Source organism: Acidithiobacillus sp. AMEEHan (assembly GCF_030996345.1).
Taxonomy (GTDB): domain Bacteria; phylum Pseudomonadota; class Gammaproteobacteria; order Acidithiobacillales; family Acidithiobacillaceae; genus Igneacidithiobacillus.
This window is the reverse complement of sequence record NZ_CP118747.1, coordinates 1,550,070-1,563,526: the sequence shown is the minus strand read 5'-3', so window position 1 is coordinate 1,563,526 and position 13,457 is coordinate 1,550,070. Positions and strand designations below refer to the sequence as shown.

Genomic DNA, 13,457 nt, shown 5'->3' with positions numbered 1-13,457 from the left:
ACGCCCTACACGGACGCCCGTCGCCGGTTCTGCAGCCAGGCGATAATCGCCGGGAGCAAGGAAATCAGGATGATCAACAACAGGAATGGAGTCAGGTAGGCCTTTACCCAAGGTAAGCTGCCCAAAAAGAACCCAGCAAGGAGCAGACCAACGATCCATAGGACGGCGCCGACCACGTTGAAAGAGGTAAAACGGGCCCAGGGCAAGCGCGCAATACCAGCAACAAAAGGCACAAAGGTGCGGATGATCGGCAAAAAGCGGCCAATGATGATGGCCTTGCCACCGTGCTTGCGATAAAAGGCCTCGGTCATCGCCAGATGACCGGGCTGCAGACGCCAGCGACCCGAAAACAGATGCGGCCCGAAACGTCGGCCCAAGCTGTAATTCAGAGCATCTCCCAGCACTGCCGCGGAAACCAGCAAAGGAATCAGGATCGCCAGCGACATATGGCCCGCTCCGGCCAGAGTGCCACAGACAAAAAGCATGGAGTCACCGGGCAATACGGGCATGATCACCAGCCCCGTCTCGGCAAAGAGGATGAGGAAGAGTCCCAAATAGACCCATGCCCCATATTCTCGCAAAAACAGCGCCAGCCATTGATCGAAATGCAGGACCACCTGCAGCAGGTGCAACATCAAGGCTCGTCGCGATAGCGCTCGTAATGGCGCAGAAAAAGGCTTTCCAGCTCAGCGATTGCTTCTTCTGCGGGCAGGCCACCGACGGCGTGCTTCGACATCACCGAGGCGGTGTCGTTGAGCATCAATTTGGCATCGAGCATGTGGTATGCCTCGCGCAGACGTTTGATGGCCCCAACCACTGTCTCCCCCTCCCGCGCGGGAATCGGCAGAGGCTCATGCAGGGTAGGATTGGCGTTGGCTGCGGTATCCTTCCTGCGACTGACGAGAAACTCGGCGAAAGTCAGTAATTGCTCACGCTGCGAATCATCCAGCTTACGACTCACGCGCAGTAAGCGGCGCTCATAGGCGTTCATGACTTCTCGGCTGGGGCAACGTTGAGAGCAAAGACCCGTGGCTTCCGCTTCTCGGACATCAAGGAAAGTTCCTGCACCAAGGCCACCAGTACTCGATCCGTGGTCTTCTGCATCTCGGGCCAGAGCTCGCGCGCCTGCGCCAGTAACTCCCCAATATTGTCCGGGGTTTCCCGATCTTCTTCCATGAGTATGTCTTCAATCAGGCCCGGCTTCATTTCCGGGCGGAAGAGCATGGCCATGGCGCCGCCGTCCTTCGGTCGGAAGGCAATCCAGCGCCCCTCATCATCGACTACCAGGGGCTGTATGGACTCTGGTAACTTGGCAGTACCCGCAGACCACACCATGACCTGACGTCCATCGACCGCCCGCGCCAGTGGATCGTCACGCCCGGCAGCGGTCGCGTGCGCGGTCGTGAAGTAAGCATTGTGATAAGGCTCCAAGCTAAGCTCCGCACCTTCATACTGTGCGATCAGCAACGCTCCCAGTCCCAAACCGACAATGGGACGTCCAGCCTTGCGAAAGGCACCGATGGTCTGTAATTCCTGTTCCAGCCAAGGATATTTGTCCTGCTCCATGGGCGACATGGGCCCACCAAGCAGAAATAATGCGTCAAAAGTCAGAGCGCTACTCGGCAACTCCTGGCTGAGAAAGACGCGGAAATAACTGAATCCAATATCCCGCTTTTCCAGCTGGCTCTCGATAATGCCCAAGAACTCTGAATAACTATGCTGTACGACGGCAAAATGCTTCATGATCGGATCACCCCGCGTTGCTTTGGCAAGCTGAGGAAGTCCTTGGCACAACGCTCTTTGGAAAATTCGAGGAACTCGTCCATCACCAGACTACGGAATTTCTGCTTTTGGTAGACGAAGAAATAGGGTCGCGCCAGCGGCGGGTCGAGCGGACGGGCGACAATCGAACCCAGGGCGAGCTCCTTGAGGACCGTCGCCTCAGAGACAACTGCAACCCCCAAGCCACCCTCTACGGCACCCTTGACCGCCTCCGGACTGCCCAGTTCCATGGTGATATGCAGATCTTGGGGATCGACACCTTCCTGACTGAGATATTCCATGGTGACTTCCCGGGTGCCAGAACCCTCTTCTCGCGATACGAAGGGGAAGTCGAGCAGCTCTCGAGGCGAAACCGTCTGATGTTCCGCCAGCACATGATCCGCCGGCGCGATGACGATCATGTTGTCCATGCAGCACTTCAGCGTGGCCAGACTCTTATTGGTCACCACCCCTTCGACCAGACCCAGATCGATGCTGTTGTCTTCAATCATGTGTACGATCTTGTCGGTGTTGCCGACGTGCAGCCGCACCTGGACATCCGGGTACTTCATTTTGAAATCGCCCAAGACGCGCGGCAGCATGTATTCGGCAATCGTCGTGCTCGCGCCGATCAGGAGATGGCCGCGGAGGTCTCCTGTCATCTCGCCGACACGGTTGGACATTTCTGAATACAACGATAAAATCCGTTCCGAGTATTCGTACACCACCATGCCCGCCTCCGTGAGGCTGATGCGGTTGTGGGTACGATCGAAGAGGCGGGTATTGAACTGCTCTTCCAGTTGCTTGACCTGGAAGGTCACCGCCGGTTGCGTCATGTGCAGAGTCTCCGCCGCTTTGGTGAAGCTCAACAGACGCGCCACCGTGTGAAAGACCTGCAATCTTCTATCTGCCATACTTTTCCTGTCGCTCGCGACTTTGCCAGAGTTTAGGGGTAATATCAGAGCGGTTCAACACATTTTCCGGGAGAATCACTGGTGCCGAAAGCCTGGGAGAAACTCGACCTCAAGGGCGAGGGGCTGCAGAGCGTGCAGATTCGATTACAACGACTGCAGAAGAAGACCTCTACCGCCTATCTGAGTTGGCTGGGGTTTTTCCTGGGCCTACACCGCTTCTACTTGCAGCAGCCGCTGGCTTGGCTCTATCCAATGGCCAGCCTGGTGGTCGTCATCCTCGCTCTGACACTGCCATGGTCGTTTCCCCTGGGCCTTGGCGTATTGATGCTGCTCTTCGCCCTGATCGACCTGCGCCAATTGGGCAACTGGGTCAGCCGGTTCAACCGCGAGCAACGCAAGGCCGCGTGGTTTGCCCAGCAAACGCCGGCAGCACCCAAAGATTTTCAAGGACGCCCGGAAAATCTCGATGCCGGCCAGCAGTGGGAGAAGGAATTACGGGAATACCGGAACATCAAAGAAAGCGAGCGCGCTGGTCATCCGGCCGCACCAGGTGCAACGAGCAAGGGCTTCACCGCCGGCAGCCGCCGCATGTCCTTTGCCGAACAAGAGCGCCTCCTCACCGAGATCAGTAGAAAGAAAAAGGGAACTGACTCCGATCAGCCATAGGAAACGCGTCCCCTGCTCCGATAATGGCGGCCGCTGCCGTGGGAGAAAGCAAAATTCAACCCAACTACTTATGTTTTGCGAAAAACGGCCCGATTCTCTCGGCTTCTCTCGCAACCCGCTGATTTATCGCGCTTGCATTTAACATGATAATGGCGAAGAAAAGCATCAGACCTACCAACACATTGGCAACCAGTAACGCCACGCAAAGACTTCGCCTTGTGGTTAGACCCTACTTCTCCTTCTCGAACATGGCCAGGAAGCGCTCTTTCTCCAGGGGTGGCTGTTTGGCAACGGCGAGGAAATCAGCCATGTGCAGGGGATTGCTCATCCCCACCAGAGTCACCGCAATTCCTGGCGTCGAGCGGACGAATTGCGTAGCGCGCTGCGCAGCGTTGGCCAGCTCGGGCATGGCCTCTTGCAATGATGGCACCTCTTCCCGCCCGAGAAGCCCTTTGCCGAGCGGGTGACTGGCCATGACCGTCAGTTTGAGCTGATAGGCTGCCTGAATGGTGGAGGCGATGTTACCTTGGCCGGTCACCTGACTGAAACGTGTATAGGCCTCGGGCATCAGGGCGTTGAAGGGCAGCTCAACGATGCGCAGGTGGTGGCGTTTGCCCTCCCCCGCCGCCTTTTCGGCCAGGCCCAGCAGGCTGGTCATCGATTGAAACAGGGGATTATCAGTCTCTACCCGGCAGGCGTTGAAGGTGGAAATTCCGTAGTAGCGCAGTTTGCCCTCCGCCACCGCCCCCTCCAGGGCCGCAAAAACATCGATCAGCTTACGGTAGACCTGCTCCTTGCCAATGACGGGGATCTGCACTTCGGGTTGGTCCACCAAGAAGGCGTCCAGGGTTGCCAAACCGGTCTGCGCGCGCAGCTCATCCAGTTGCCAAAGGAGATATTCTGGGCTGAGGCAGTGGATACCGTGAGCAAGATCTTCTTTTTTGCCGCGTCCTTTGGCCTCGACTTCCTCAGCAAAAAAGGTTTCGAGATTATCTGGTTTCCCGTTGGGAAAAGTGAGAAAGCCCCCCTTGCCCAAAACAAAGAATTCCTCTCGCTTGATCCCCGCTTGTAGGGCCTTGGCAATCCCGGCACCCACCGCACGTCCCGCGTGCCCATAGCGATAGTTGGCGCCGGTATCGATCACATTGATTCCTGACTGCAGGGCCTGCACCACGATGGCAGCCACCGCCAGATCCGTTACCTCGTCGATGGCGCCGGGGAAGGTGCCTACTCCAAGGGAAGAGAGCTTGATACGGGTATTGAGGAAATCGCTGTAGTGTCCCTCGGGCAGGCCCGCGGCAACAAAACGTTCGGCGTACTTCTTGGTCGCCAGACTGTTGGCGGCGCCAGGGATCAAATCAGGGGATTCACTCATGCCCAGACTCTCCTATCGATAAAAAGGGGATGCTGTCGCAAAAGGATTTGCAACCGCTCGCTGATTTCCGGTCGTATCGGGCCCTGATGGGGCAGGTCATCGAGGCGTTCGAATTGACGCGAATAATCCGGGGCATCTTCATCATCCAGTTCCCATTCCACGTCTTCGAGCAACGTACGACCAGTGGCAGGCATGGCGTTGGGCAACTCCCGGCCGGAGAGGATGGCCCAAAGGCCGGTCCAGCAACGCGCCAAGGCAATGGGATGATAGCCGCCCCCTCCGAGTACCAACAAACGCGGACTCTCGGCGACGATGCGCCGCGCCATTTCCCAAAAAAAGACGTTGCTGATACGAAACTTACTCAACGGATCGGGAGCGAGGATATCGGTACCCGCCTGCAGCACCACCACATCGGGAGCAAAGGCCTCCAGCACCCGCGGCCAGAGGCTGGAAAAAACCTGCCGGTACTCGCTGTCGTTGACCTCCGGCGGCAGCGGCAGGTTCACGGCGCCACCCGCTTGGTCCATCAGGCCACCGCCCTGGAAAGGATAGGCATAGGCAGTATCCATGTGGATGGAGACGGTCTGTACCTCGGGGTCGGCGACGAAGGCCGCTTCTACCCCATCACCATGGTGCGCATCGAGATCCCAGTACAGTACCCGCAGACCCGCACGGCGCAATCGCTGAATGGCCAATACGGGATCATTCAAATAGCAGAACCCGCGCGCCTGATGGGGCGCGGCATGGTGCATCCCTCCCGCCGGACTGAAGGCCGTCTGCCCCTGCAAGACGAACTCCGCCGCCTGGATGCTCGACCCCGTTGCGAGATTGGGGGTATCAAAAAATCCCGGGAAACAGGGGTTCTCCAAGGTGCCAAGCTGGTAGACGCGGCGATCTTGATCGGTGACACGACCGCGAAATTGCGCTTTCTCGAAGGCCTGAATGTACTCGCGGGTATGAAAGCCCCAGAGCTCGATATGGCTGGCGGGCCGGCCCAGGCGATACTCCGCCGAGCCCATCGCCCCATAGCTGTTGATGAGATCCAGGGTCAAGGACACGCGCGGAATGGCAAGGGGATGATTTCTGCCGTAGCTATTCCGCCGATAGCGCGCCGCCCCCACGAAGAGCGCCGGACGCGTTGCTGGAATCCGCTCCCGCAGGAGCCGAGCCTCGTTCATCGATGGCCTCGTAGACGCAGATAGATTTCCGGGAGTCGCTGCGGCAAGTGGTCGATCTGGGGCAGGACCAGATAATGCCCCTGCCCGAAGACCAGAGGCAGATAGTCGCCACCGCGTGGGTCAAGGCTGATACAAAAGGCATGCACCCCCAGCTCTCTCGCCTCGCGCACCGCCATACGCGTGTCTTCCTGCAGATAACGGGGATCGCCACCATCGTCATAATCGGCAGGACGGCCGTCGGAGAGGATCAGGAGCAAGCGCCGCTGTGCAGGGCTGCGCAACAACTGGCGGGTACTGTGACGAATCGCCGCTCCCATACGCGTCGCCAGACGTCCGCTCAAGCCCCCGAGGACCGCCCGCGCCCGCGCGTCGAAGCGCTCGTCGAAGCGCTTGATCGGATAGAGCAATACCTCCTGATGGTACTTGCTGGCAAAGCCATAGAGGGCGAAGGGATCACCTACCTCGACCAAGGCCTCGCCAAAGAGCAGCATGGCCGCGCGGAGACGATCGACGACGCGGATGCCGGTATCTGCCGCCTCGGCCATGATCGAAGTGGAGAGATCGGCAAGCAGGAGCACCGCGGTATCGCGCTGCAAGGGCCGACGTTGTCGGTAGATATTGGCCTTGGGGCTCTGCCCGGCGCGCCGCTCGACGACAAACTGTACGGCGGCGTCAATGTCTGGCTCTTCCCCCTCCTTTTGTCGCCGCAGAGGTGACATGCGCGTGGGCTTCTGTGCCTGCAGGGCCTTCTTTAGACGGCGCATGGTGCCGTCATATTCCGCAGCAATCTCCACCGCTCGTGCCTCGTCATGCTCCCGCAGTTTGCGCTCGTGTACCCGCGCCCAGTGATCTTTGTACTTTTCCTGCCGATAGTCCCACTCCTTGTAGGGCCAACCACCCTTCGGGCCTTTTACGGCGCGGCCACTGCCATGGACCTTGGCAGGCATGGGAATCCCCACTCCTACCCGACCGCCAGTACCTTGAATGTCCTCGGGCGGAATCTCCAGATCCGGGTCGTTGCCTTCTGCTTGCTGCGGCGCCTCGCGCGGCTTTTCTTTGTGGCCGGCTGCACCGAGCTGTCCCCCGGCGTCCATCTCCACCGCCTCACTCTTACCCTGTTTACGAGGGTAGACCGGGCGTGCCGCATTGGGGGAGTGTCCGGGCAGGAATGCTGCCGCCCGTTCCGCCAGAGTGATGGGAGGAAGCTCGGTGTGCGCGTAGCGCGCCAGCGCCAAGCGGAAGGCGTCGAGGATACCCGCAGACGGAGATGCGAGAATGGCCAACTCCGCCGGAAGCTGGGCGGACGCCGCTAGACGAGTGAGATGCAGGGCTTCGCGCCAGTAGGCCCCGGCCGCACCCGGGGGCAGCGCTCGCTGCCCCGCGGCGCGCAACAGCCGCGCCAAATACCCCGGCATTTCCCGCTCCATGGCGAGATCGACGCGCAAATCTTCCAAGATATCGAAGATCAACTGAAAGCGCAGCAGATCCGCACCGAACTGGGCAAAAAGCGGACGCCAGGTGATGCGCTGGTCGGCATCGAGGGGCGGATGCTCGCTGCCGATCTCCCGGAACAAGGCGCGAATGGCCTCCTCGTCGTAACTACCAAAGGCCAGATGGGCGCCGGTGTGATAGAAGGCAAGAATGGCCTCTTCTCGATCGGGCATCACTGCGGGAACGAAAAGACTGCGCCCATCGGTTTCCAGGAAGCTGCGTCCTCCTTCCACACTCCAGTCGCCGTCCTCGAAGGGCAGGTGCAGCCCCGTCCAGGCCTGCAAAAGCAGGGCGAAGAGACGCTTGTGCGGACCAATGCGGAAGCCCGGCAAGACCTCCAGCAAAAAGGCACGGGCCTCGTCGCTCTCGAGTTTGTACCAGGCCTCGCCCCGGATACGACCGGCAGCAAGAATGTCGCGACCGCGCAGCGCCCAGTCCTGCACCCCCTCCAGCCCACAAATGGCACGCACCTTGATCGCGCCCTCGAGATAGCTGGCCAGCCCCAGACGACCCTTGGCCAATTCCCGTGCCGGCGCCAGCAGGATGCGCAGGTCTTCGGCCGCATAGGCACCAAAGAGCCGGGCTATGGGCGTGCGAAAATACGCTGCAGCGCTATCGACATGACGGTCGATCCAGTCCGCGCCTTCCTCATACCAGATCTTCTCTCCGGCTACGCCGTATTCCTCGCGAACCTGCGCGGCTTGCTCGAAATACCCCACTGCTGCGCGAAAGGTGCCGCGCTGGGTGAGAAAGACGCGCGACTGTTCCAACCACGGGTCGAGACCACCAAAGGCACGCACCAGAGCCGCAGTTGCATGGAAAAAGGCCTTGCCCGCTTCGCGATCGTAAAAAAACAGATCTCGACCCGTCTCCAGATACCGCAGAACTGCTGCATCGCCCAGCGCCTCGACAGCGGGCAGGGCTGCTCGAGCGTCGCGACCGGCTACAAAACTGATCGCTTCGAGATGCTCGAGGATCTCCTCGCTGGCAGCAGACACGTCGGCCTCAGGCGCCAAAGAAGGTGGTAAAGATTTCCGTCAGTGCCGAGGCGAGTTCAGGATCGTCCGTTTGTGGACTGATGATGGCCGCCTCGATGGCCTCGAGCGGGGCCAGGCCCGCGGCCATCAGGGTGCCGGCATAGACCAGGGCTCGGGTGGAAGTAACCTCCTGTAGGCCCTGATCCTTGAGATTACGAGCTTTCGCCGCCCCCTGCACCAGCTTATTGGAACGATCGGCATCCAGGCCCGACTCGCGCATCACGATTTGCGCCTCCAGCTCCGCCGGCGGGTAGGTGAAGTTCATGCCGACAAAACGCTGCTTGGTGGAAGGCTTGAGATCTTTCAATACAGTCTGATAACCGGGGTTGTAGGAAATCACCAACAAAAAGTCGGGGTGGGCGGTGAGTTCCGTTCCCAATTTATCGATGGGCAGGTGACGGCGATGGTCGGTCAAGGGATGGATGACGACGGTGGTATCGGTGCGTGCCTCAACAATCTCATCCAAATAACAGATAGCGCCTTCCCGCACTGCCCGAGTCAGGGGACCATCCTGCCAGACCGTTTCGTCGCCCTCGATCAGGAAACGTCCCACCAAGTCCGAGCTGGTCAGATCCTCATGGCAAGCCACGGTGATCAGGGGACGCTTGAGGCGCCACGCCATGTGCTCGAGAAAACGGGTCTTGCCACAGCCCGTCGGACCCTTGAGCATGACCGGCAGGCGCCGCCCCCAGGCCGCCATGAAGATCCCCAGCTCACTCCCCACCGGCTGGTAAAACGGTTCTTCGCTGATATAGCGCAGGGCGTTGTCGCCATGGCTGCTCCGACTCATGATGTCTCCTCTTGCGATTGTTCGGTATGGCTGCGGGCGTAAAGATACAAATGCCGCAGGGTGTGCAGCAGCATTTTTTGTGGTTGCGGCGGCAAGGCATCTGCGCGATCCATTGCCAGACAGTTCTGGTAATACACTAACTCGCGGCAATTATCGCGGATGGTATTCCAGTGCGGCTGCCCCTTCACCAGAGTTTTCCAAAGCGCGAGCAGATCCGCGTTCGGATCGGATTCCTTACCCTCCGATGCCAGCAACGCCTGCAATATGTCGCCAGCAATCGCCATGCCTTCCTGCAGATTTGCAGAGAACTCGCGATTTGCAGCATTGCGCCCAAGCCCCTCGATACGGGCTTGCGCCGCGTCCAGCCGCGCCAGCGTCAGGGTTTTGTCGTACATGAGAACTCCTCTCGCGTCGCTCTAAGCTACCTTTTTTCCTCTGCTTCGTCTAGGATAGGCGTGTTTTACCTATCGACATCCACAATGGATTTTATGCACGGAAAAGGGGCTTTCATGAGCAAGAAACTCGTCAAGATGGTCAAACTCAACAACCTCCAATACAACACCAATCGTGACCCGCAGGTCTATCGTCGGGTGGTGGGGCATCCCTTCCGCATCCAGGCCATGCTTGACGGGCAAGGTAGCGCCAAGGTGACCCTGACCTGCGAGGGCAAGACCTTGAAAGAGAGCAATGTCGAGTTGCCCGGCATGTTCTCCTACGAACTGACCTTCAAGGATGCTGGCGTTCGCGTTGCCACACTGACAGTTTCCAGCGACGGACAGAGCGAGAGCCATGAGCTGCTCCTCGACACCGAGGCGCACGCCAAAGTCGGCTGATCGACTGCGGTGCCCGCCTACTGACGGGCACTGACTTCCCTCACCAGGAAAATTGGCGCAGGAACTCCGGCAGTTTTTGTAGGATTTCCTCCTGGTTGAAGAAACGGTCGGCCCGCGCGGAGCGTGCAGCCAGGCGCTCTTCTTCGCTGCCCCCATAGCAGAAAATGGGGATGTTCAACTGGTGTTCACGGCGGATTTCGTCGATCACGCTGTGGTCGATCGCCGGATCTCCCAAGTCCAATACCAAAAAGCGATGCAGCAGGATCTCCTGCCAGTCGTCAAAATCCTCCACCGCCAAGGCCGCGGTCAGCGACCACTCGGCCGGCAGGCTGTCACGCGCCAGCTTGAGCATTTCCTCATCGCTCGTCATCCAGATCAAGCGCTTGCGTAAGCGATCTTCTATCGTCGGCATCCCATTCTCCTGTTCTTCATGAATCGGACCAGACAGAAAGTTCTTCCAGTCGTTTCTGCCAAAGCCTCGCGCTGCTACCGAGATAGCCATCCAACAGGCGCGGAAGCAAGGTGGAGCCCGCGGCAACTCCCTGCAAAGCCCAGCACAATTCCTCTGGCCAGGTATCACTCCCGATTTCCCGATAGTAACCGTCTTCCGTCCAGACCCGCAGCCAGCCATCCGGCCAGTGTTCTTCCGTGAGGAATGCCTCAGCGCGCAGTTTGATACCATTGCGCACCCGGCGGCGGCCCTGGCTCCACCAATCCACTGGCTCGCACTCCACCTTTTGCCATGCTGAACGATTTGTGCTGCCAAGCGTCGCCTCGGAAATCTGCCAGTCCTGTGCCAGCAGTTGCGCCTTCCACGCATTCTTCAGATCGCCATGACTGGGCAGCATCGTGGACCCGAGCTCTGCTTTCCAGCTGGTGAGCGAAGCGGACAAGGCGCGCGCCAGCGTGTTGCGGAACTCCGGCGACGGCGTGGCGACACTGGCGACGAGGGGGCGCCAATCGGTCTGCAGCAGAAAACTCCCCGCCAGCACCAAACTCTTGCCGATGGTAGCGGCACCGGTACTGCCAATACGCCGCCCGCGACAGCGAAACTCCTGCCCCGCCGCCAGCTCTATAGGCAACCCATACTGCGCGTGGACGGCCTGGATGGTCGGTGCCATCCGCCCCAGCAAGTCCTCCGGACGTCGACACCGCGCATCCGGGGTAGCCAGGAAAAAATAGTTCAGATGCGCCGGCTCCACCCAAACCAGCCCACCACCAAGAGGACGCTGAACGACGGCTACGGACGCGCAAGCGGCCTCATCCAGCTCCGCAGAGGCAGTCTGGGCGGCACCGAGACTCAGATGCGCATCGGCAGTCGCCAGCAAGAAAAAGATGGGATCATCGGCACGGCGCAACTCGGCCAAGGCCTGATAGGACTGGTGGAGTTCCCCTGCACCCAAATGCCCGAGATCCAGCCAGCGCAGTTCCCTTCGCACTCCGGGCACCACGCTCGACTCTACTCTGCGCGCTCCTTGGGGCGATAAAAGGAGGAAAAATAGAAATCGCGCTGGTTCAGCTCCTCATGCCAACGGGCACGGTCTTCCACCCCCTGCTGCATGATCCCTGCCATGGCCATGGCCTGTTCTCCGTCGAGGATGAGAATACCGTCGATCAGATCTTCATCGAGCTCAATGAAATGCGCAGCCAACCCTTGCGGCTCCTGCACGTGGACCAGATAGGACTTACAGGCGGGATCCTCGGGGTCGAGAGGCGCCATCACCAGCCGCCCCAGATAGGCCATGCGAGCGAGTTGGTTGAAGCGAGGAATTTCGAGCTTCTTGCCCTTCTTGTACTTGTTCAGCTCATTCTTGAGGGTACTGACATCGGCAATCGGTATCGTCTTCATAGGCTCCTCGCGTATCCAATGCCGCCTAGTGTCTGGCCTACCGACCTTCGATGCAAGCCCGCTGAGCGCAAAAAGGGGGAGACTTGCGTCTCCCCCGTACCCTTGAGGAGGGGTAACAGTCTCAGAAGTCGTAACCGACTTGGATACCGTAGGAGTTCTCGGCAAGGGTCGAAGATGCTGCTTGCAGAGGATCTCCAGGAGCGAAGGGCGCGGAGCCGGGGGCACCAGTCATCGTATTGCTGAAGGCATGCATGTAGGCCTCGGTCAACTTCCAACCCATTCCCAGCTTTTGCGTTGCACCGAAGGTAATCGCATTCTGGACGATAGCGGGGAAGATGGTGTTGGACGCAATTGCCGCACTGGTGTTCGGCACCGGGTTGGAGCCCCAAGTGTAGCCCGCACGCACTTGCAGCCAATTGTTGACATCATACTGCGTGCCAATATTGGCTACCCACTGGTTGCGCCAGTTGAGTGGTAATGCCACTACATTGGTGCCCTGCCAAGGACCATAAATATTGAAGGTGTTGAGGGTATTGTGCCAATTGATCCATTGCCCTTCCACACTGACTAACCATTGCGGGATGGGTCGGATAGCCAATCCCAGAGCGATCTGCTGCGGGTAGTTTAGATGACCACTGTATTGACCAGGATTACCTTGCGTACCGTTAGGCGTTGCTTGAGCACCAGCCTGGAAAGTGAGAGGAGTAAAAATCATTGGTGATTTGTAGGTCGCACCCAAGGTGACCATATCATTGACCTTGTACAACGCACCAATGGTCAAACCAACACCATAAGCCCAAGAAGGCGTGGACAGATTCAGACCACCACCAACGTAGGCGTTCAGTCTGTTGTTCACAACAACAGGGCTATAAGGGGAAAATGTTTGCTGAAAAGATCCCTGTTCCGCCGCGATGTTTAGTGAGGCTCCTACTGCGAGATGCGAATTCACCTTCATCGCAATGGACGGAGCCATCTGGATGAAGGTGATGCTGCTGTAGGCCTGCGCCACACCTTGCGCTAATGTGGGGGTAGGCATTTGAACCTGATTATTCTTGACATACTGATATGCCGGACCCATCACATTAGGTTGCAGATAGTTCACGCCCAAACCAGAGGTGCCGTAGACGCCACCGCCGAATACGATCCCGTCGCCAAAAGCCGGTGCCACCCAACCAATTGCCGGAATACCATAAACGTTACTGTGGCTACCAATCTCCCCGAAACCCATGTTGGTCTTGCGAGTAGGGTTGAATATCTCGGCAGAGAAGGCCGCCTGCGGCCGCATCAAAGCCAGACCCGCAGGATTGCTGATGGCCGCAGACAAAGGATCATCAGGAGCAGCCACAACCGCACCGCCCATACCGATTGCATACTGACCGATACCGATCAGCTGGTAGCCGTTGGTGGCAAACGCATTACTGGAGAAACCCGCAGCAGCAATGGCCGCGGCAACTGCATAGCCCAAGATTTTCGTCTTCTTCACTTCCTCGCCCTCTGTTGTCAAAACGTGTTTTGATTGTGGCGGATAGAACAAAGTGTTGCAATAACCGTCACAATCAAAGT

General features: G+C 58.8%; 15 protein-coding genes. 2 read left to right on the top strand and 13 right to left on the bottom strand.

Features of this window, described 5'->3' with window-relative positions; genetic code table 11:
• Positions 1–5 precede the first annotated feature (5 nt).
• The 4 genes from ORD17_RS08085 to ORD17_RS08070 are packed head-to-tail and all read right to left on the bottom strand — an operon-like array spanning position 6 to position 2,675.
• A complete protein-coding gene (locus ORD17_RS08085; protein WP_308387855.1) occupies positions 6–635 on the bottom strand; it encodes a VTT domain-containing protein in 630 nt (209 codons plus the stop codon).
• The gene (locus ORD17_RS08080) at positions 635–991 is read right to left on the bottom strand and encodes a hypothetical protein (protein WP_308387854.1); all 357 of its coding nucleotides are present in this window, start codon (positions 989–991) and stop codon (positions 635–637) included. The genes ORD17_RS08085 and ORD17_RS08080 overlap by 1 nt, the downstream gene beginning before the upstream one ends.
• Entirely contained in the window at positions 988–1,743 is a 756-nt protein-coding gene (locus ORD17_RS08075; RefSeq protein ID WP_308387853.1) for a GMP synthase, read from the bottom strand. The genes ORD17_RS08080 and ORD17_RS08075 overlap by 4 nt, the downstream gene beginning before the upstream one ends.
• Positions 1,740–2,675 (bottom strand): selenium metabolism-associated LysR family transcriptional regulator, encoded by a 936-nt coding sequence (locus ORD17_RS08070; RefSeq protein WP_308387851.1) that lies wholly within the window; start codon positions 2,673–2,675, stop codon positions 1,740–1,742. Before ORD17_RS08070 ends, ORD17_RS08075 begins: the two co-directional genes overlap by 4 nt.
• An 81-nt stretch (positions 2,676–2,756) precedes the next feature.
• Between ORD17_RS08070 and ORD17_RS08065 the strand changes: the two genes are divergently transcribed.
• Positions 2,757–3,341 (top strand): TM2 domain-containing protein, encoded by a 585-nt coding sequence (locus ORD17_RS08065; protein WP_308387849.1) that lies wholly within the window; start codon positions 2,757–2,759, stop codon positions 3,339–3,341.
• A gap of 229 nt (positions 3,342–3,570) precedes the next feature.
• Here ORD17_RS08065 and ORD17_RS08060 read toward each other — a convergent pair whose 3' ends face one another.
• From ORD17_RS08060 to ORD17_RS08040, 5 genes are read right to left on the bottom strand one after another with little or no spacing between them, the layout of a single operon-like run.
• Positions 3,571–4,716, bottom strand: a complete 1,146-nt coding sequence (locus ORD17_RS08060; protein ID WP_308387848.1) for an aldo/keto reductase — start codon at positions 4,714–4,716, stop codon at positions 3,571–3,573.
• A complete protein-coding gene (locus ORD17_RS08055; RefSeq protein ID WP_308387847.1) occupies positions 4,713–5,894 on the bottom strand; it encodes an acetoin utilization protein AcuC in 1,182 nt (393 codons plus the stop codon). Before ORD17_RS08055 ends, ORD17_RS08060 begins: the two co-directional genes overlap by 4 nt.
• Positions 5,891–8,383, bottom strand: coding sequence for a VWA domain-containing protein (locus tag ORD17_RS08050; RefSeq protein WP_308387846.1), 2,493 nt, complete (start codon positions 8,381–8,383; stop codon positions 5,891–5,893). Before ORD17_RS08050 ends, ORD17_RS08055 begins: the two co-directional genes overlap by 4 nt.
• A 7-nt stretch (positions 8,384–8,390) precedes the next feature.
• A complete protein-coding gene (locus tag ORD17_RS08045) occupies positions 8,391–9,212 on the bottom strand; it encodes a CbbQ/NirQ/NorQ/GpvN family protein (protein ID WP_308387844.1) in 822 nt (273 codons plus the stop codon).
• Positions 9,209–9,607: a hypothetical protein gene (locus ORD17_RS08040; protein WP_308387843.1), complete on the bottom strand. Its 399-nt coding sequence runs from the start codon at positions 9,605–9,607 to the stop codon at positions 9,209–9,211. Before ORD17_RS08040 ends, ORD17_RS08045 begins: the two co-directional genes overlap by 4 nt.
• 114 nt (positions 9,608–9,721) lie before the next feature.
• On the opposite strand from ORD17_RS08040, the gene ORD17_RS08035 reads away from it, so the two are divergent.
• Entirely contained in the window at positions 9,722–10,045 is a 324-nt protein-coding gene (locus ORD17_RS08035; RefSeq protein ID WP_308387842.1) for a hypothetical protein, read from the top strand.
• Positions 10,046–10,085: 40 nt separating this feature from the next.
• On the opposite strand, the gene ORD17_RS08030 is transcribed toward ORD17_RS08035, so the two are convergent.
• From ORD17_RS08030 to ORD17_RS08015, 4 genes are all read right to left on the bottom strand, one after another.
• Complete coding sequence (locus ORD17_RS08030; RefSeq protein ID WP_308387840.1) at positions 10,086–10,457, bottom strand: hypothetical protein; 372 nt, start codon at positions 10,455–10,457, stop codon at positions 10,086–10,088.
• A 16-nt stretch (positions 10,458–10,473) separates the two neighbouring features.
• Positions 10,474–11,484, bottom strand: coding sequence for a lipoate--protein ligase family protein (locus ORD17_RS08025; protein WP_308387838.1), 1,011 nt, complete (start codon positions 11,482–11,484; stop codon positions 10,474–10,476).
• A 20-nt stretch (positions 11,485–11,504) separates the two neighbouring features.
• Positions 11,505–11,894 carry a hypothetical protein gene (locus ORD17_RS08020; RefSeq protein WP_308387837.1) on the bottom strand — a complete coding sequence of 130 codons (390 nt, stop codon included), beginning with the start codon at positions 11,892–11,894 and terminating at the stop codon, positions 11,505–11,507.
• Between the two features lie 121 nt (positions 11,895–12,015).
• Positions 12,016–13,377 carry an outer membrane protein transport protein gene (locus tag ORD17_RS08015; protein ID WP_308387836.1) on the bottom strand — a complete coding sequence of 454 codons (1,362 nt, stop codon included), beginning with the start codon at positions 13,375–13,377 and terminating at the stop codon, positions 12,016–12,018.
• Between the last annotated feature and the right edge of the window lie 80 nt (positions 13,378–13,457).